This window comes from Pseudomonas sp. BNK-44-b, assembly GCF_047456245.1.
In the GTDB taxonomy this organism is placed as follows: Bacteria; Pseudomonadota; Gammaproteobacteria; order Pseudomonadales; family Pseudomonadaceae; genus Aquipseudomonas; species Aquipseudomonas machongensis.
Genome location: NZ_CP179908.1, coordinates 5,519,714 through 5,538,983 on the forward strand (window position 1 = coordinate 5,519,714; position 19,270 = coordinate 5,538,983).

Annotated in this window: 10 protein-coding genes; 6 read left to right on the forward strand and 4 right to left on the reverse strand. The window is 63.9% G+C overall.

The features are described 5' to 3' along the window. Window positions 1-27: 27 nt before the first annotated feature. Window positions 28-942 carry a LysR family transcriptional regulator gene (locus tag ACMGGG_RS25070; protein ID WP_414154611.1) on the reverse strand — a complete coding sequence of 305 codons (915 nt, stop codon included), beginning with the start codon at window positions 940-942 and terminating at the stop codon, window positions 28-30. A 192-nt stretch (window positions 943-1,134) separates the two neighbouring features. Between ACMGGG_RS25070 and ACMGGG_RS25075 the strand changes: the two genes are divergently transcribed. The 4 genes from ACMGGG_RS25075 (at window position 1,135) to gabT (ending at window position 8,400) form a co-directional block, all read left to right on the forward strand. Continuing rightward, window positions 1,135-3,474: a TonB-dependent receptor gene (locus tag ACMGGG_RS25075; RefSeq protein WP_414154612.1), complete on the forward strand. Its 2,340-nt coding sequence runs from the start codon at window positions 1,135-1,137 to the stop codon at window positions 3,472-3,474. A gap of 17 nt (window positions 3,475-3,491) precedes the next feature. Further along, window positions 3,492-5,168, forward strand: a complete 1,677-nt coding sequence (locus ACMGGG_RS25080) for an aryl-sulfate sulfotransferase (RefSeq protein ID WP_414154613.1) — start codon at window positions 3,492-3,494, stop codon at window positions 5,166-5,168. Window positions 5,169-5,500: 332 nt separating this feature from the next. After that, window positions 5,501-6,943, forward strand: a complete 1,443-nt coding sequence (gene gabD / locus ACMGGG_RS25085) for an NADP-dependent succinate-semialdehyde dehydrogenase (protein WP_054891643.1) — start codon at window positions 5,501-5,503, stop codon at window positions 6,941-6,943. 179 nt (window positions 6,944-7,122) lie between these two features. Beyond that, window positions 7,123-8,400, forward strand: coding sequence for a 4-aminobutyrate--2-oxoglutarate transaminase (gabT, locus tag ACMGGG_RS25090; RefSeq protein WP_063542182.1), 1,278 nt, complete (start codon window positions 7,123-7,125; stop codon window positions 8,398-8,400). A 67-nt stretch (window positions 8,401-8,467) separates the two neighbouring features. Here the strand turns inward: gabT and ACMGGG_RS25095 are convergent, their stop codons facing one another. Then, complete coding sequence (locus tag ACMGGG_RS25095; protein ID WP_414154614.1) at window positions 8,468-13,219, reverse strand: dermonecrotic toxin domain-containing protein; 4,752 nt, start codon at window positions 13,217-13,219, stop codon at window positions 8,468-8,470. 245 nt (window positions 13,220-13,464) lie between these two features. Here ACMGGG_RS25095 and ACMGGG_RS25100 point away from each other — a divergent pair, with 245 nt between their 5' ends. Then, window positions 13,465-14,790, forward strand: a complete 1,326-nt coding sequence (locus ACMGGG_RS25100; protein WP_063542186.1) for a response regulator — start codon at window positions 13,465-13,467, stop codon at window positions 14,788-14,790. A gap of 10 nt (window positions 14,791-14,800) precedes the next feature. Here ACMGGG_RS25100 and ACMGGG_RS25105 read toward each other — a convergent pair whose 3' ends face one another. Together ACMGGG_RS25105 and desA are read right to left on the reverse strand one after the other, a co-directional pair. Continuing rightward, window positions 14,801-15,790, reverse strand: coding sequence for a GGDEF domain-containing protein (locus tag ACMGGG_RS25105; RefSeq protein WP_054891729.1), 990 nt, complete (start codon window positions 15,788-15,790; stop codon window positions 14,801-14,803). Window positions 15,791-15,930: 140 nt separating this feature from the next. Beyond that, on the reverse strand, window positions 15,931-17,115 hold the full coding sequence (gene desA, locus ACMGGG_RS25110; protein ID WP_063542188.1) for a delta-9 fatty acid desaturase DesA: 1,185 nt from the start codon (window positions 17,113-17,115) through the stop codon (window positions 15,931-15,933). Between the two features lie 252 nt (window positions 17,116-17,367). On the opposite strand from desA, the gene dibA reads away from it, so the two are divergent. Further along, window positions 17,368-19,263 (forward strand): phosphodiesterase DibA, encoded by a 1,896-nt coding sequence (dibA, locus tag ACMGGG_RS25115; RefSeq protein WP_063542190.1) that lies wholly within the window; start codon window positions 17,368-17,370, stop codon window positions 19,261-19,263. Window positions 19,264-19,270: the final 7 nt, after the last annotated feature.

Consider the following 19,270-nt stretch of genomic DNA (forward strand, 5'->3'; position numbering starts at 1 on the left):
TGCCCGCGAAAAGTCCACCACCGATCCCTAACCTTCCCCGTCACAAGCAATCAACTGCCGCACCAACCCCTGCGCCAATGGGGACAACCCATAGCCCACCCGGCTGACGATGCCGTAGCGGGTATGGCAAGCCTCTTCCTGTTCCGCCGTCAGATCCACCAGTTCCAGCGCCACCAGCCGCTCTTTGTCCTGATAAGGCCGCAAGTTGCCCCGGCAGGCGATGCCGATGGTGTCTGACTGCATCACCACGTTGAGCAGCGCATAGCCATGCTCGCACTCCACGTTGGGCAGGAAGTCCTGGCGGCCGCTCATCTCGCTGAGCACCTTGCGGATGTTCGGCGGGCGCAAGGTGGTGGCCATCGGGTAGTCGAACAGGTCACGCGCGCGCACCTCGTTGCGCTCGGTCAGCGGATGCCCGGCGCGGCAACAGAAGTACCAGCGTTGCGGCGTGAGTTTGTGCACCCGGTAGTCCGGGTCGGCTTCGAACTGACGGGTGTCGGCGACGAAGAACTCGATCTCCTCGGCCATCAGCCTGCGGTTCAACGCCTGCCAGTTATCCACCTGGAAGCAGGTGCGCGCCGCCGGAAACTCGGTCACGAAGCGCGCCACCGCGCGTGGCACCAGCCCACCGGCAGGCGCCGGCCCCGAACCGAAGCGCACCATGCCGGTCGTCGCGCCATTGAACTGGTTGATCTCGTTGACCAGGTTGTGCGCGCCATGCACCAGGCGCCGCGAATGCTCCAGTACCAACTGGCCCTGGCGGGTCGGTGCCAGCTCCTTGCTGGCGCGGTCGACCAGGCGACAGCCGACGTTGTGCTCCAGCGTCTGGATGCTGCGGCTGAAGGCCGATTGCGACAGGTTCACGGCCGCGGCGGCGGCGACGAAGCTGCGATGCTCGACCAGGGCGATGAAGTGGCGAAGCTGACGGAGATCGATATGCATTTTCTACATGAAAACTTTCGGTGAAATGCAATTGCTGACAAGGGTTGTGAACCTTATAAATGCAGTTACTTATTCCACAAAATATGAAATGCAAATATTTATATCTCTTAAAAGAATATAAGCCCCTCTGACTGCGATTCGGTTCCGTCAACGGAAATGCTCGCCAGGGCCCATGCCTCAAGGAGCATCTGCATGTCGCGAGTTTTCCGTTGGCCGACGCGTGCGTCGCTGTTCACCCTGCAACCCCTGGCCGCTGGTGTGCTGTTGGCGACCGCCGGTCATGTCCTCGCCGAGCCGGCGCCTGCCGACGCTGCGCCCACCGTCGAACAGGACGCCAAGCTTGGCACCGTCACGGTCAATGCCCGGCGCCGCGAGGAAACCTCGCAGAGCGTGCCCACGCCCATCAGCGTGCTGGGCAGCGAAACCCTGGAAACCCAGCGTATCTACCGAGTGCAGGACCTGCAGCAGCTGGTGCCCAGCACCAATGTCGCCTACGTCCATGCGCGCCAGTCGAGCATCTCGATCCGCGGCCTGGGCAACAACCCGGCCAGCGATGGCCTCGAAGGCAGCGTCGGGGTGTATCTGGACAACGTCTATCTTGGGCGCCCCGGCATGGCCGTGTTCGACCTGCTCGACGTGGAGCAGCTCGAAGTGCTGCGTGGCCCGCAGGGCACGCTGTTCGGCAAGAACACCACGGCCGGGGTACTCAACATCACCACACGCAAGCCAACCTTCCAGCGCGAGGGCAGCGTGCAGTCGTCGTTGGGCGAGGACGGCTACTGGCAAACGCAAGGCAGTTTCTCCGGCCCGATCACCGACACCCTCGCCGGGCGCATCAGCGCTTACCGCACCGAGGACGACGGCTATGTGAAGAACCTCTACAACGGCGACGATCTCAACGGTGGCAAGCGCCAGGGTTTTCGCACCCAGTTGCTGTTCAAGCCCAGCGATACCTTCAACCTGCGCTGGATCGGCGAGTACAACGAAGAGGACTCCAACAACGGCATCCTCAGTCTCTACAGCACCGGCCCGACCATCAACGGCGTCAACCGCTACGAAAGCCTGGCCAGCCAGGCTGGCGCCACTTTGGTGTCGGGCAAGAAGCGCAAGGTCAACTTCGATGCCGACCAGATGGTCAAGGTGTTCCAGGGCGGCACTTCGGTCGAGGCCAACTGGACGCTGCCCAACGACTTCACCCTGACCTCGATCACCGCCTACCGCTGGTGGGATTTCACGCCACGCAACGACGACGGCCTCAACGTGCCCGCCGCCTACAACGCGGGCGTGTCGGTGCGCGACAAGCAGTACTCGCAGGAACTGCGCCTGGCCTCGCCCACCGGCGGCTTCTTCGACTACGTGCTGGGGGCCTACTACTTCAAGCAGGACCTGGACAACAAGTCGTTCACCTATTACGGCCCCCAGGCAGACATCTGGAACGCCACCCCGGCCGGTGCCTTGGCCAACGTCACTAGCCTCGGCAACGGCCATATCGATACCGACAGCTATGCGTTGTTCGCCCAGGGCACCTGGCACCTGACCGAGCGCCTGGACTTCACCGCAGGCGTGCGCGGCACCTATGAAGAGAAGAATGCCTGGGTGACCCGCGACGATCCCTTTGGCGGTGCCGCGGTCACCGGTGCAGCAGCGACAGCACGTCAGGGCCGGGTGGGGGCCTACGATTCGGGCGACCTCAGCCAGTACAGTTTCGCGCCGTCGGGGCTGCTGAGCCTGAGTTACCGCTTCAACGACGAGGTGCTTGGCTACGCCAGCCTTTCGCACGGCGAAAAGTCGGGTGGCGTGAACCTGACCGTCGGCGCCGCCCCGCGCCTGGGCACCGACTCGCTGCAGGTCGGCACCGAGCGGATCAACAACGCCGAGCTCGGGGTCAAGAGCACGCTGCTCGACAACCGCCTGCAACTCAATGCCAACCTGTTCTGGGCGCAAGTACATGGCTACCAGGCCAACGTCTACGACCAGGTCAATCGCGTGCAGTACCTGGCCAACGCCGGCAGCGTGCGCTCGCGTGGTTTCGAATTCGAGGCCACGGCCGTGCCATTGCGCGGCCTGACCTTGAACTTCAACGGCTCGTGGAACGACGTGCGCTACACCGAGTACAAGGACGCCCCGTGCCCGCCGGAGGTCAGCCTGGTCAACGCCGCCGCGACTTGCGACTTGTCCGGCCACCAGGTGGTCGGTGCCTCCAAGTACATCGCCAACCTCAACGCCCAGTACAAGTGGCAACTGGCCGAGCGCATCGAGCCCTATGTCACCGCCAGCTACGCCTTCCGCTCTCGCGCAGTGGGCACCATCGACGACTCGGACTACGGCCAGATCCCCAGCTACGCCATCGTCAACCTCTCCACCGGCGTGCGCCTGGACCAGGGCGACGGCGTGCTCGACCTGTCGCTGTGGGTGAAGAACGCCGGCGACAAGACCTATTTCACCAGCCTGTGGAATTCCGCCAACGGCGGCTATGCCGGCGTGCTCGGCACGCCGCGCACCGTGGGCGCCACCGCCCGCTACGACTTCTGAGGACAAGGAGCTTTGCCATGAACGCCAAGACCGAAACCCCCGCACTGCCCGAGGGCGCCTGCATCACCGCCAAAGTGCCCACCGACGACCAGGCGCTGCTCGGGGACATCGTCGTCAACCCTTACCGCCTGGCGCCGCTGACCGCGATCATCCGCGACGGCGGGCGCACCATCGGTAACGCCCATGTGCGTGTGCTGGGCCGTGGTGAGCGGGGTGTGGACATTGCCTATGACGTCTCCGACCGCTCGCTGTGGACTTACGGCGGCATCCCGGTGTTCGGGCTCTACCCGGACCACGTCAACCAGGTCGAGGTCAGCTACAAGCTCGACGGTGAGCGCGTGCGTGAGCGTTATGAAATCTACGCCCCGGCCGTGCGCCTGCCGGTAGTGGCGAAACAGACGGCGGCGCTGCCGCTGGTCGAACCGATCAAGGTGGCGCCGGGCTTCGAGAAACGTCTCTACCTGTTCAACCACCTGCTGGGCGAGATCCCCGGTGGCCGTGCCTTCAAGTGGAACGGCCTGGGCGGTGCTGCCGAGTGGGATCAGGTCGGCAACAACTGGATCGCCGACAGCAATGGCGATGTGCGCTGGTACCTGGATATCGAGCAGATCCACGACTCCAACCGCCGCGATGGCCTGGGGGGGACCATGGGCTTCCAGCAGACCCGCGACGGCAAGCTGATCTGGGGCCAGGGCCAGACCTACTCCAAGTTCGACCTGCTGGGGCGGCGTATCTGGCAGCGCAACCTGCCGGACAAGTTCGCCGACTTCTCCCACGAGATCCGCGAAACGGCACAGGGCACCTACCTGCTGCGGGTGGGCACCAGCGACTACCGGCGACCGGACGGCAAGCGCGTGCGCTCGATCCGCGACCACATCATCGAGGTTGACGAGGCGGGGGATGTCCTGGACTTCTGGGACCTCAACCAGATCCTCGACCCCTACCGCGGCGACCTGCTGGAAACCCTCGGCAAGGCGGCGATCCAGTTGCCGGCGGGCGTGCACAAGCAGGACGAGCGCCTGGCCAACGAGCTGGCCGAAGGCGACCTGCCGTTCGGCGACACTCCCGGCGTCGGCACCGGGCGCAACTGGGCGCATGTCAATGCCATCGACTACGACGCCGATGACGACAGCATCATCGTTTCAGCGCGTCATCAAGGGGTGGTGAAGATCGGGCGTGACAAGCAGGTGAAGTGGATCCTCGCCTCGCCCCAGGGCTGGCCCGTGCGGCTGAAGGCAAAGGTGCTGACACCAGTTGGCGGCGATGGCTTCGACTGGTCGTGGACGCAGCACACCGCCTGGCTCACCGGCAAGGGCACGCTGACCGTGTTCGACAACGGCTGGGGCCGCGATTTTGCGCCGACCAAGCTCAGCGGCAACTACAGTCGCGCGGTGGAATACCGGATCGATGAGGCCGAGGGCACGGTCGAGCAGGTGTGGGAGTACGGCAAGGAGCGAGGCGACGAGTGGTATAGCCCCATCACTTCGGTGGTGGCCTACCGTCCGGAGACCGATACCCAGTTCATCTATTCCGCCTCGGTGGGCTACCTGACGCCGGAGAAGCTCACCACTACGGTGCTCAATGAGGTGCGCCGGGGGACCCAGGAGGTGTTGGTGGAGTTGAAGGTGCACAGCCGTCAGCCGGGAAGTGTGGGGTATCGGGCTTTGGTGATCGAGCTGGACAAGGCCTTCTGATAGAGCGGCATCACATTTTCGTCAGCTCGATCGTCTAATCTTTGCTGGCCCTATCGCGGGACAAGCCCGCTCCCACAACCTGTGGGAGCGGGCTTGTCCCGCGATAGGGCCAGCGCTGTCTAAAGACCATTCGTTCTTTTTTTCGAACAGCCTATTGTCCAACACCCCAGCACCCGCTTAGCATTCGTTTGAGATTTCAAACGCTCGATGCCCAATATTGAACACTTGGCTCGTTTGGGTGCCAGAATTCCTGACGGCAGCCCCACCAGGGGCGCCTTTCAACAATCAACAAGACGTTCCGTGCCAGCGCGGCGCGGTCAAGGGAAGCCGACATGCAGCTCAAAGACGCTCAGTTGTTCCGCCAGCAAGCCTTCATCAACGGTGAATGGCTGGATGCGGACAGCGGTCAGACCATCAAGGTGACCAACCCGGCCACCGGCGAAGTCATCGGTACCGTGCCGAAGATGGGGGCTGCGGAAACCCGCCGCGCCATCGAAGCCGCCGACAAGGCCCTGCCGGCCTGGCGTGCCCTGACCGCCAAGGAGCGTTCGAACAAGCTGCGCCGCTGGTTCGAGCTGATGATCGAGAACCAGGACGACCTGGCTCGCCTGATGACCACCGAGCAGGGCAAGCCGCTGGCCGAAGCCAAGGGCGAAATCGCCTATGCCGCCTCGTTCATCGAGTGGTTCGCCGAGGAAGCCAAGCGCGTCTACGGCGACACCATCCCGGGTCACCAGCCAGACAAGCGCCTGATCGTCATCAAGCAGCCGATCGGTGTCACCGCGGCCATCACCCCGTGGAACTTCCCGGCGGCGATGATCACCCGTAAAGCCGGCCCGGCCCTGGCCGCTGGCTGCACCATGGTGCTCAAGCCTGCTTCGCAGACCCCTTACTCCGCCCTGGCCCTGGTCGAGCTGGCCACCCGCGCCGGTATCCCGGCTGGCGTGCTGAGCGTTGTTACCGGCAGCGCCGGCGAAGTCGGCGGCGAGCTGACTGGCAACTCCCTGGTACGCAAACTGTCCTTCACCGGCTCGACCGAAATCGGTCGCCAGCTGATGGAAGAGTGCGCCAAGGACATCAAGAAGGTTTCCCTGGAGCTGGGCGGCAACGCTCCGTTCATCGTGTTCGACGACGCCGACCTGGACAAGGCGGTCGAGGGCGCGATCATCTCCAAGTACCGCAACAACGGCCAGACCTGCGTCTGCGCCAACCGTATCTACGTGCAGGACGGCGTCTACGACGCGTTCGCCGAGAAGCTCAAGGCTGCCGTTGGCAAGCTGAAGATCGGTAACGGCCTGGAAGAAGGCACCACCACTGGCCCGCTGATCGACAACAAGGCGGTCGCCAAGGTCCAGGAGCACATCGAGGACGCCGTCTCCAAGGGCGCCAAGGTGCTGTCCGGTGGCAAGCTGATCGAAGGCAACTTCTTCGAGCCGACCATCCTGGTCGACGTACCGAAGACTGCCGCCGTCGCCAAGGAAGAGACCTTCGGCCCCCTCGCGCCGCTGTTCCGCTTCAAGGACGAGGCCGAAGTCATCGCCATGTCCAACGACACCGAGTTCGGCCTGGCCTCTTACTTCTATGCCCGCGACATGAGCCGCGTGTTCCGCGTCGCCGAGGCCCTGGAATACGGCATGGTCGGTATCAACACCGGCCTGATCTCCAACGAAGTCGCGCCGTTCGGCGGTATCAAAGCCTCGGGCCTGGGCCGCGAAGGTTCCAAGTACGGCATCGAGGACTACCTCGAAATCAAATACCTGTGCATCAGCGTTTGATGCGCTAAGGGCTTTACCTCTGCCAGCGGGGCGCGAGAGCGACGTCTCGCTGGTTTTTTTGACATGCAGTACCTGGTGGCCAGGGCGCCGGTGACAGTCGATCAACGAATACTGTTCGCAGGCACACCCAGCCACCCCCGAATAACAGCGCCGTCAGAGTCGGCGCGAATGAGGGCATTATGAGCAAGACCAACGAATCCTTGATGCAACGCCGTGTCGCCGCCGTCCCACGTGGCGTTGGCCAGATCCACCCGATCTTCGTCGAGTCGGCGAAGAACTCCACGGTGATCGACGTTGAAGGCCGCGAACTGATCGACTTCGCCGGCGGCATCGCAGTACTGAACACCGGCCACCTGCACCCGAAAGTGGTCGCTGCCGTTCAAGAGCAGCTGACCAAGGTCAGCCACACCTGCTTCCAGGTGCTGGCCTACGAGCCTTATGTCGAGCTGTGCGAGAAGATCAACAAGCTGGTTCCGGGTAACTTCGACAAGAAGACCCTGCTGGTTTCCACCGGCTCCGAAGCCGTTGAAAACGCCGTGAAGATCGCCCGTGCCGCCACTGGCCGTGCCGGTGTGATCGCCTTCACCGGTGGCTACCACGGCCGCACCATGATGACCCTGGGCCTGACCGGCAAGGTCGTGCCGTACTCCGCAGGCATGGGCCTGATGCCAGGCGGCGTGTTCCGTGCCCTGTTCCCGAGCGAGCTGCACGGCGTGAGCGTCGATGACGCCATCGCGTCGGTCGAGCGCATCTTCAAGAACGACGCCGAGCCACGCGACATCGCTGCGATCATCCTCGAGCCAGTACAAGGCGAAGGCGGTTTCCTGCCAGCGCCGAAAGAGCTGATGCAGCGCCTGCGCGCCCTGTGCGACCAGCACGGCATCCTGCTGATCGCCGACGAAGTGCAGACCGGCGCTGGCCGTACCGGCACCTTCTTCGCCATGGAGCAGATGGGCGTCGCGCCTGACCTGACCACCTTCGCCAAGTCCATCGCTGGCGGCTTCCCGCTGGCTGGTGTGTGCGGCAAGGCCGAATACATGGACGCCATCGCCCCAGGTGGTCTGGGCGGCACCTACGCCGGTTCGCCGATCGCCTGCGCCGCGGCCCTGGCCGTCATCCAGGTGTTCGAGGAAGAGAAACTGCTGGACCGCAGCAAGGCCGTTGGCGAGCGCCTGACCGCCGGCCTGCGTGAAATCCAGAAGAAGCACTCGATCATCGGTGACGTCCGTGGTCTGGGTTCGATGATCGCCGTGGAAGTGTTCGAGAAGGGCACCCACACCCCGAACGCTGCCGCCGTGGCCCAAGTGGTCGCCAAGGCCCGTGACAAGGGTCTGATCCTGCTGTCCTGCGGCACCTACGGCAACGTCCTGCGGATCCTGGTTCCGCTGACCGCCGAAGACGCCCTGCTGGACAAAGGCCTGGCCATCATCGAAGAGTGCTTTGCTGAACTGGCTTGATCGCCGATCCGCGTAGCCGATAAAAAACGCCCAGGCATTGCCTGGGCGTTTTTTTTCAACCTGAGGATCAGGTGCTCGAAGGGCTGGGAGGTGTCCAGTCGGCAGCAGGGAAGAAGCGTTCGACCAGGGCGTCGTTCTTGAGCATGGCGGCGTACTCGTCGCGCTTGAACGGGTTGCCAGTGCGCAGATCGTATACCGGGTGCACCACGGGCGCTGTGCTCGGGATCTCCTTGAGCTTCACATTGACGAAGCGGAAGTCGTCACCCACGACCTCGCCGATGTCTTCGATCTCGAAACGGCACCCTGGCGGGAACAGGGTTTCCGCCTCTGTTGCTGTCCATGACAGTGGGGCTATGGGCACCCCGCTCTGGTATTGGCCCGCGGGTATCTCGAAAACCACCGATGTGTCGTCGAACGTGCCCTTCACGATGTCCGGCGAGGACAGCTCATCGCTGGCGAAAGCGCGTATCACGTAGGGATTTTCGGTAAAGGACGTCAGGTCCGAGTTGACCAGTACGTCGCCCTTCTTGAGTTTTCCGCTGCGAAAGTGCGCGCCCGATGTGCTTCTCGTTCCGTTGCCTCCGCGGTAGAGAGCGACCGTGTTGCTCTTGGGCAGGGTTTCCAGCGAGTCCACCAGCTTGTCGACGAACGTGTCCGAGTCGCAGAACGGGAACTCATGCACCCCGCGGCGCAGGTAGCTGTTGATTTGCGAGCTTTCATCCGTGTAGTTGCCGATGAGGCGGTTTACGTAGTCTTCGTCTTCCTTGTAGGTGTAGGTAATCCCTTCGTCGGTTTGCAGGCACTCGAAGTCAAGTTCATCCATGTGCGCATCTTCGCCATCTTCCAGGCGGGCGATGTCTGTATCGTCCAGCAGCGCGCGATGGCGGGCCTGGGCCTGGTTCGAGAGCAGTTCGCTTTGTGCCGCGTCCTCTTTCATGTGGGTATCCCAGAAGCTCGAGCGATCGCTGGGCAGGCTCACGACGTTGTCGCCACCCGCCACAGGTGGGGTTACGGTTTCAGGCGGGGGTACCAGGTTGTTATCGCCAGGGTTCCCTCCCCGCAACCCACCACTGTCGACGCGCTTCCAGGTACCGTCCGCCTGGCGCGCCAATGGCTGGCGTCCGAAGAAGGCGAAGGGATTGTCCGGGTCGATTATCGACCATTGTGCGGTATGCGCATCGAATTGCACCTGGAACACCTGGTCGTCGATCTGCACGTAGGGGCGGCCATTGACCCGGGTGATGCCTTGCGCGTGTGTGCCACTGGCCGGTGTGCCACCTTCCAGCGAGATGGCGACGGCGTGCTTGTCGGGGGCTGGCTGAACTACAGCGTTTTCCGCGTGCTCCACCGGGGTCCAGTCGCCCAGTTTGTCCTGCCTGGCGTAACGTCCGGTGTCGAGCAGTTCACCGCCCCCGTTACGCCTGGCGATCCGCGCCAAACCCTGGGTAGAAGGGGGGCCGAGCAGTACCGACTGGCCCTTCAGCTCGACGGGCTTGAGCTCACGCTCGGTGAGGCCCAGCACTGCTGTTTTCGTGTCTGCCCAGCGCCGTGGTTGGCTGGGCAGCCGCTCGGCATTGCGCAGCAGGCTGCCAAAACCTTTCATGCCGTGCGCCAGGTCACCATAGGCGCCTGCGCCGTTGAGCAGCGAAGACAACAGGTACAGGCTCGCGGTGCCGGCATCGCGATTGATGAATGCGCTCAGTGCGCCGACATAGTCGCGCAGGGCAAGTGCGGCGCCCACTGTGAAGGCAGCGGGCGGGAAGGGCAGCGTCACGATCTGGGCCACCGTTTCCAGCGTGTTCCAGACGATGCTCGCGATCATATCGGCGCGACCCTTGGTGACATCGCGTACATCGACGATGCGCTGGCGCAGCCCATCGTCGTAGCACAGGATGCGCAGGTCGTCCGTGGGGGCTTCGGGCACGCTTGGCACCGGGCTCGCCCCGCCCTCGCGCAGGTCCTTGAACAGGAAGGCCAGCAGTTGCCCGGCTTGCCTGCGACTGCGGTCCTTGTAGTAGTCGATCATGCCTGGGGTGGCGAGCGACTGGACGAAGCTGCTGAAGGGCCGAAAGTCGATGCCGTCTGCAGCCGCGGGAGTGTAGAGCAACGTCTGCGAGGGTTGCCCTTCCGGCGACTTGAGCAGGTAGCAACCGTGGATGATTTCTTCGCGGTAGGGCGGGGTCTTGTCCATGATCCGGTAGAGCGCGTTGAACAACTTGCCGATTGCCGGCTCGTCGGCCAGGAACTCGTTGTCGATACGCACTACCAATCGGTAGAACGCATGACGCTTGCGCTGGGTGTCGGCAGTCTGGTGCATGCTCTGGATGCTCGCCAGCACCCAAGCGTACTGGTCGGCATCCAGATGCCCTTGCAGGAGGCTGCGCAGCGCCGCCAGTTGCATCTGCAGTTGTACGATCAACACGCTCTGCCGACGACGCCAGGCGTAGCCGGTGTGTCTGGGGGAGAGCAGGGTCTCCTCGATCAGGCTGACGTAGCGGTCGGATACCCACTGACCGCGTACGGAGCCTGTGACCGACTGCGGCGTCAACGCCGAAAGATCAACCCCGTCGGGGCCTTCGAGGGTTGCCGTGGTATCGGCTGTGGCCGTGAACAGGCCCAGGCTGTCGTCATAGCCGTTGCGCAGCAATTGGGTGTAGGTAAGGGTCTCCCTGGGTGACTTGATGATCACGCTGTCCGGATCGATGCTGTCGTCGTTGTTGCCGAGCAACTGCTTGAGTTTGTCCTGGGCCTGGGCGTGGACATACGCCTCGAAATCCGGCAGTTGCGCATGCTTGGCCTTGGCATACTGCTGCTCTGCAGCCTGGATCTGGTCTTCCAGGCGTGTCAGCTGGCCACGCTGGGAGGCACTGGCCGCCAGCAACCAGGCGGGCGCGCGCGCGGCTGTGTTGGCCTCGGCAACCTCGATGCGGTTCTGGGTCAGGGCTTTGACCCCCTCCTGGCCAGTGAAGCGCACCAGTGTCAAGAACTGCTCGTAGAGCTTTTCCGGAGTAGGGATCTGCTGAGACTGCCCGTAGATATCCAGGTACCAGGTGTCCCAGACCTGCGTCTCGGTGCTGGCTGGCTGTTGCTGTGTTTGCGGGAATGGCTTGTTGGCGATCTGAGTGATCAGGGCGGCGAACGAGGTGCGCTGCTGGGCTATCACGTTCTGCAGCAGGTAGGCCCGCGTGTCCGCTTCTGCGAACCAGCCCACCACCTCGACGAGCAACTGCCGTTCGCTGTCGAAACCCAGCACCGGCTTGTGCGGATGATGCGGGCAGCAGAGCAGCAGGCGTTGCAGGGCGCCCTCGGCGTCCTCCTGGCGCACCAGCAGCGCGTCGCTGAGCAGGTACTGGTCGGCCAGGAGCAGGTTGGCACTGGACAACCTGTCGTAGCCCGTGCCGCTTCCGGCCTCGAAGGTTGCCAGTGTTTGCTGGTCTTCTGGCTTGATCTGGCCTTGCAGGCGTGCGCACCAGGCTTGGGCCGCGATCTGCTGCAAGAGCGCGGCGTTCATCAGCGACCGGCTGCTGTCCTGCTTGTGTGCGGCTCTCTGAGCGGGGGCGAACTTGCCGTGCAGCGCCAGTGTTTCGATCAGCTTGCAGACATAAGCGGGCGTGAGTGTGGCGTACGCCTCAGGCAGTGGCCGGTCTTGTTGCTCGAAGCGCGTGGCGGTGATGAATTCCGACGCCGGTTGGTCGTCGCCGTCGTGCAGGCCCTGCAACGCCAGGTGTACAAGGCTGCGCCGGATCTCGTAGGGGGCGGCGGTTTCGGGCAGCGTACGCTTGGTCACCAGCATGATCTGCTCGGGGTCCAGATCCAGGCCCAGGTCGTTGGCGATACTGCTGCGCAGAGAGGTCGCGGCGAAGCTTTCGATACTGTCGCAGCCGCCCAGCGCACTGAGCATGGCGGCACGCGCGTGGTCGTATTCCTGGAGTGCCTTCAGGCATTGATTGGCCTGGTCCTCGGGCGCGTATCGCAGCCAGTCGGGTGCTTTGGGCGGTGTCTTGAGCGCTTCGTCGAGGGCGGCGTCGAGCGCGCTGCCTGGCCCGAGGGCAAGCGGCAGGCGCAGGGCATCCTCGACGCGCCCGGAACGGGATTCACCAGGCACCAGCCCCGCCTGCAGGGCGTGCTTGATATCGTGCAGTTGCAGGCTGCGCAGTTGTCGATGCAGCTCGGCAAAGGCCTTGCGCGGTGCGGGCCTGATCACCCAGTGGCGCTGTTCGTAGGTTTGCACTGCCGATGCCCGGGTCATTGCGAGGCGCTGCGTGCGGGGCAGGGTATCGGTGATGCTGGCCCTGGCCACCGGCTGGTTCATCAGCGCGGTCAGCGCTGCGAGTGCCAGGTCGCGCGTGGCGAAGGCGGCCCATTGCCGGCCTGCCAGCCACACGAGGGTCGGGCCGCTGTCCAGGTTGAACATCAGGCAGCCATGCAGTGTGGCTGTGCGGCTTGCCTCGAGCTTGAGGCTCAGGGTGCTGATGGTCAGGTCATTCTGATCGAGCGAAGCGGGCAGGCAGGTGGCATAGATCGGGTGGATCCTGCCGGCGGCGATCTGGACATCGAGCAATTGGCGCAGCGTGGCCTCGATATCTTCGATGTGACACTGGCGCCTCGTCATGGCGGGCTTTTCGAGCGACTCCCAGTAGTCGTGCAGGGTGCTCCTGATCGTCAGCTCGATGCTCGCAGCTTCTGCGTCTGTCAGTGCCTGGTCCAGATTGGCGAGCCCTATGCGCTCAAGCGAGGGGTGCTCCTCAAGGCGTTGGTCGATGCGGGTGCGCAGGGTCGAAAGGGCGTGTTGGGTGACGGATGAAAGGTTGAGCGTCATGAGCTCCTCGCTGGCCGTGCGTGTTGTACGGCTTTGTGATGGGGGCATCACTAGAGCCAGGCGGGCGCTGGGCGAGGTGGTAGTTAATGCATGCACGGATGCTGCGACGAAGATGAACAAACTGTGAACTGCATGCCATCGCGGGTTTTTTTATGCCAATTCGCGGCAGGTGGCGCTATGGTTAACCGATGGACGTGTTTGGAAGCCGCGATGGACTGCGTGTCAGGATTATTCAGGAGTTGCCCATGAGCGCTGCAGACCCCCTCCCACCCCGCGTGCTGATCGCCGAGAGCGATCCCTGGGTGCGCGACATGCTTCGCGAGATGCTGCTCAGCGTGCGCTGCGATGCCCGTCTGGAAGTCTGCGCCGATGGCTCCCAGGCCCTGACGGCGCTGTCGAGCAAGCCCGACCTGATCATCGCCGCCCGAGAGCTGTCCGGTGTCGATGGCCTCGACCTGTTGCGCAAGGTGCGCGCCAAGAGCGACAAGCCTGGGCTGCCGTTCATCCTCATGAGCGAACGCACCGACAGCGCCAGTGTGAAAGAAGCGCTGCCGCTGCATCCCACCGCCTACCTGAGCAAACCGCTGAACCTGGACAACCTGCGCAAACGCCTGGAAAACCTGTTGCTCGAAGTCGGCGAGCAGATCGCCTGCCCCGTGCCGCCCCTTCAGCCGGGTGCCAGCCTGCCGGCCTACCTCGAGCAGCGCCGCGCTACTGCCGATGGCGGCCCGCTGTTTGCCGATGTACAGGTGGCGATCAAGCGCGCCCTCAACCCGCAGGGCCTGAACCTGCGTGTGCTGGAAGAGGAAGTGCGCAATGACCCGCAGATTACCGGGGTACTCATCGCCGCGGCCAACAGTGCCGCCATGCATAGCGATGCGCCGGTGCAGACCCTGCTGCAGGCGCTGAACAAGCTGGGCAGCACCCAGAGCATGAACCTGATCCTGGGCCTCACGCTGAAGCGCAGCGCACGCTTGAGCGACCCGCTGCTGGCGCAGCATGCCGCGCGCTTCTGGAACATCTCGCTGCATACCGCTGAATTCGCGCGTACCTTGGCACGCATGCTCGAGCTGGACCAGGAGCGCTGCTACTGCGCGGGTCTGCTGCATTGCCTGGGTGACCTGGCCGTGTTGCGTACCCTGCAGGAGTGGCGTCTGGCCGGTGGCGAGCTGGACGAAGACCAGGTGCAGTTGTCGCTCAATGAGTTTGGCGCGCCATTCGGTTCGGCCCTGCGCACCCGCTGGCGCCTGCCGCTGAACCTGCGCGAGCTGATCGCTGCGATCTATCAGCTGGGTGGTGGCGTGTATTCGCGAGAGATTCTGGCGATGAACCTGGCCGGCCAGTTGTCGCGGGCGCTGCCGACCCAGGGCAACGAGAAGATCGCCAGCAGCAAGACCGCACGCCTGCTCAAGCTCGGCCTGCCTGAGCTCAACCGCCTGCGCGAGCCACCCGCGCCGCCGGCGGTGATCACAACGCCTGAGGTCGAAGCCGCGACCGTTGAAGCTGAGGTTGTGGAAGAGATGCCTCAGGCCCCGAACACCGACGAAGACAGCGCCACGGAAAAACCGTGAGCGCTACCGCTCATCCGCGCACGATCTGGTTTTTGCCCTGGCGCTTGGCCTGGTACATCGCCGCGTCGGCGCGACCGAACAGGTTGTCCAGGTCGGTGTCCTGATCGCTCAGCTCGGTCAGCCCCTGGCTCACGGTCACGCCGTAGGTCTGCTGGCCGTAGGTGAAGCTCAGGCGCTGGATTTCTCGCTGCAAGCGCTCGGCGATCTGCTCGGCGACCTGTGCCGTGCAGCCTGGGAATACCGCCGCGAATTCCTCGCCGCCAATACGGCCGAACAGATCGCCCCGACGCAGCACTGCCTTGCCGCTGTCGGCGATGCGCTGTAGCACCTGGTCGCCTTCCGGATGCCCGTAGCTGTCGTTGATGTGCTTGAAGTCGTCGATGTCCAGGAGCAGGAATGCCATTGGCGTGCCGTCTTCGCGGGCGCGGTCGAAGGCTTGCTGGGCGCATTCGAAGAAGTGCCGACGATTGCTGCTCTGGGTCAGGACGTCGGTGGTGGCAAGGCGCTGCAATTCGCCTTCGAGCTGTTTCTTCTCGGTGATGTCCTCGGCAATGCCGACGATGATCACCCGCTCGCCTTCGCGCTGCTGGTTGATGTAGCACTTGTCGCTGAGCCAGCGCACTTCGCCTGCGCCGTTGATGATGCGGTATTCGCGGTCCTCGACGGTGCCCTGGAGCAGTACCTGGGCCAGGCTGCGCTCGGCGTAGTCGAGGTCGTCGGGGTGGATTGCATCGCGCCACTCGTTGTAGTCGGCCATCACCAGGCTGGCCGGGCGGCCAAAAATACGCTCGTAGGCGGGGCTGACGTACAGCACCTGGCGGGTTTCCCAGTCGAAGGCCCAGAGCACGGCGTTGACGCTGTCGAGCAGCGAGCTGTAGAGCTGCTCGCGCTCGCTCAGGCGCGCCACTTCACCCTGGGCATGCAGCAGGGCGAGCAGGGTCTGGGCAGCTTCGGGGCGGGGCGGACCGGCCTGGATCGAGGGGTGACGTTCTTTGGCCATGTGCACGGATCGGATCTCGACGAATGTGCGTGCGGCCACGACTCGGCCCGCCACGCGGGCGATATGCCGATTTTGAGTCGAGCAGGGGGGTGAAGTTCCGGTCGGCATGCCCTTGGACGGGGCATGCCGATCAACGGCAGTCAGGCGCCGGTAGGGCGTAGGGAGTAGGTCTTGAGCTGTGCGGCGAAGTCACGCAGCGACTGGATACCGCTGGCTTCGGCCTCGTGTACCCAGTCTTTCATGGCCGCCAGCATGTCATGGCCGTTGGCGCTGGTGCGCGCCCAGATCTGTTGCAGCGCCAGGCGCTTCTCGTAGATGGTCTTGAGCGTCTGGCTGTGCGTCAGCATCGATTCGATGCGTACGTGGTGGCGATCCTGCAGCAGGCTGGTCTCGCGTGACAGCAGGCGCTTGGCACGGCGGAAGTGGTGGCGCACCGAGGTGTCGACCTTTTCCAGCTCCTGCTTGACCAGCGGGCCGATCACCAGTTTGCGGTACTGGGCCATGATCTGGAAGCGGTTGTTGAGGATCGCCATGGCGGTGTCCATGTCCAACGAGGCCTTGCCTTCGACTCGGTGGGCGATCGGCGCCACGCGCTGCACCTTGGCCAGGCGCAGCAGGCACAGCAGGCGAATCCACATCCAGCCCATGTCGAACTCCCAGCGGCGCACCGACAGCTTGGCCGAATTGGGGTAGGTGTGGTGGTTGTTGTGCAGCTCTTCGCCGCCGATGATGATGCCCCAGGGCACCAGGTTGGTGGCGGCGTCGCGGCATTCGAAGTTGCGATAGCCGACCGCATGGCCCAGGCCATTGACCACGCCGGCGGCCCAGAACGGAATCCACATCATCTGGATGGCCCAGATGGTGATGCCGATGGTGCCGAACAGCAGCAGGTCGAGCACGGCCATCAGGGCGATGCCGCCCATTTTGTAGCGCGAGTAGAGGTTGCGTTCGATCCAGTCATCCGGGCAGTTCTTGCCGTAGATGCGCAGGGTTTCCTCGTTGCGCGCCTCTTCCCGGTACAGCTCCGCGCCTTTGCGCAGGACCGTGCCCAGGCCCTTGTACACCGGGCTGTGCGGGTCGTCGGGGGTTTCGCACTTGGCGTGGTGCTTGCGATGGACCGCTGTCCATTCACGCGTGTTCTGCGCCGTGGTCAGCCACAGCCAGAAGCGGAAGAAATGCTTGAGCCCGGCATTGAGCTCCAGGGAGCGGTGCGCCGAGTAGCGATGCAGGTAAATCGTGACGCTGACGATGGTCACATGGGTCATCAGCAGGGTGACCGCGACCAGTTGCCAGGCCGACAGGTCGAGCAGACCGTTGTACCACATAGTTGGAAAGACCCTCGGGAAATCAGGGGAAACAACGGGCGCATTATCCCTTGACGGGGAAATAAAACCAGTCGTGCTTTCGCCGGGATCGTCACCGCCGGTCACCTTGCCGTCGGCGAGGGTGTCGCCAAGGCAGGCTGGACGGGCCAGGGCGGCGGGAACCGCGACTTATTTATGAGCCGGGATTTAAAGTCACGGCATGTTTCAACCTTTATACTGCGCCATTATTTTCCATGGACTGATGCACCCGACATGTCTGTTTCTGTTCGCGACGCCTTGCGCATGGCTGCGCTCTACGTTGTGTTGTCGTTCCTCTGGCTGGTGCTGTCGGAGTGGGTGCTGCGTGGCATGACCGACAACGACCTGGCGCTGACCGTCGGGCGGCAGATCAACGTGGTGGTCTGGGTGCTGCTCAGCGCCTTGCTGATCTTCGTGTCACGGGCCCGGCTGCTCAACTTCATCGGCGTGGGTGCGCGTCTGCGCAGCGAGGATCGCGAACGCCTGCGCATGGCGGCAGCGGTCTTCGACAGCACCTTGGAAGGCGTGCTGGTGACCGATCGCAACGGCCTGATCGTGCATGTGAACCGCGCCTTCATGCGCATCACCGGTTATCACCAGGACGAAGTGCTGGGCCAGCGCCCGAGCAAGTTCAAGTCGGGACGCCATGGGGCGCCTTTCTACCAGCAGATCTACGCGACCCTGGCCGAAAAAGGCGAGTGGAGCGGGGAAATCTGGAATCGCCGCAAGAGTGGCGAGATCTATCCGCAATGGCAGACGATCTGCGCGATTCGCGACGACAGCGGTGAGCTGAGCCACTACGTTGCGGTGTTCAGCGACATCAGTGCGATCAAGCATTCCGAGCAAGAGCTGGCCTACCTCGCCCATCACGACCCCTTGACCGGCCTGCCCAACCGACTGCTGTTCAGCGACCGTGCCGAGCAGGCGTTGGCGGCGGCGCAGGCGAACAAGCGTGGCTGCGCCTTGCTGCTGCTCGACCTCGACCACTTCCAGAGCATCAACGACAGCCTGGGGCACACCATTGGCGACCAGTTGCTCAAGCTGGTGGGCGAGCGTTTGCAGGAGCAGCTGGGTAGCGGCGTGACCCTGGCGCGCCTGGGCGGCGACGAATTCGCGGTACTGCTCGAGGGGTGCCAGCAGGTCGCCCAGGCGGCGACTACTGCACAGGGCATCCTCGAACGCCTTCGCCAGCCGTTCGCGTTCGAAGGGCAGCAGCTGTTCATCGGTGCGAGCATCGGTATCAGCCTGTTCCCCAGCGACGCGCTGAGCGCCGAGCAACTGTTGCGCAATGCCGACTCGGCGCTGTTCAAGGCCAAGAGCAATGGTCGCGCCTGCTATGCGCTGTACACCGAAGAACTTACCGCCCACGCCCAGCATCGCGTCGAGACCGCCGGTGAACTGCGCCGGGCCCTGGCCCAGGAAGAGTTGCGCGTCTTCTACCAGCCGGTGCACGACCTGTTCACCGGGAGCATGGTCGGGGTCGAGGCGCTGGTGCGCTGGCAGCATCCCGAGCGCGGCCTGGTGCCGCCGGGCGAGTTCATCCCGATCGCCGAGCGCACCGGGCTGATCGTCGATATCGATGCCTGGGTGCTGCGCCAGGCCTGTCGGCAGATGGTGCAGTGGCAAGCCGAGGGGCGAGTGCTGGACTTCGTCGCGGTGAACCTGTCGAGTCGCCTGTTCGGCCAGCGTGGCCTGTATCGACAAGTGGCCGAGGTGCTGGACGAGACCGGCCTGGACCCGGCGCTGCTGGAGCTGGAAGTGACCGAGAGTGCGGTGATGGAGGACCCGGAGGTGGCGCTGGAGCAGTTACACCGTCTGCGCGAACTGGGCTTGCGCCTGGCGATCGACGATTTTGGCACCGGCTATTCGTCACTGTTGCGGCTCAAGCGCCTGCCGGTGCAGAAGCTGAAGATCGACCAGGGCTTCGTCGCCGGATTGCCCAATGACGAAGACGACATCGCCATCGTGCGGGTGATCATCGCCCTGGCGCGGAGCATGGGGATGCAGGTGCATGCCGAGGGGATCGAGCAGGCCGAGCAGGCGCGGCTGCTGCTGGAGCAGCAGTGCGACCTGGGGCAGGGCTACTGGTTCGGACGGCCCGTCGCGGCCGAGAACCTGCGCTGGTCGTAGGAACTCG

Bases quoted from the DNA above. Each gene is read 5' to 3' on its own strand.
- ACMGGG_RS25070 (WP_414154611.1), bottom strand. From the start codon at position 942: ATGCATATCGATCTCCGTCAGCTTCGCCACTTCATCGCCCTGGTCGAG.
- ACMGGG_RS25075 (WP_414154612.1), top strand. From the start codon at position 1,135: ATGTCGCGAGTTTTCCGTTGGCCGACGCGTGCGTCGCTGTTCACCCTG.
- ACMGGG_RS25080 (WP_414154613.1), top strand. From the start codon at position 3,492: ATGAACGCCAAGACCGAAACCCCCGCACTGCCCGAGGGCGCCTGCATC.
- gabD (WP_054891643.1), top strand. From the start codon at position 5,501: ATGCAGCTCAAAGACGCTCAGTTGTTCCGCCAGCAAGCCTTCATCAAC.
- gabT (WP_063542182.1), top strand. From the start codon at position 7,123: ATGAGCAAGACCAACGAATCCTTGATGCAACGCCGTGTCGCCGCCGTC.
- ACMGGG_RS25095 (WP_414154614.1), bottom strand. From the start codon at position 13,219: ATGACGCTCAACCTTTCATCCGTCACCCAACACGCCCTTTCGACCCTG.
- ACMGGG_RS25100 (WP_063542186.1), top strand. From the start codon at position 13,465: ATGAGCGCTGCAGACCCCCTCCCACCCCGCGTGCTGATCGCCGAGAGC.
- ACMGGG_RS25105 (WP_054891729.1), bottom strand. From the start codon at position 15,790: ATGGCCAAAGAACGTCACCCCTCGATCCAGGCCGGTCCGCCCCGCCCC.
- desA (WP_063542188.1), bottom strand. From the start codon at position 17,115: ATGTGGTACAACGGTCTGCTCGACCTGTCGGCCTGGCAACTGGTCGCG.
- dibA (WP_063542190.1), top strand. From the start codon at position 17,368: ATGTCTGTTTCTGTTCGCGACGCCTTGCGCATGGCTGCGCTCTACGTT.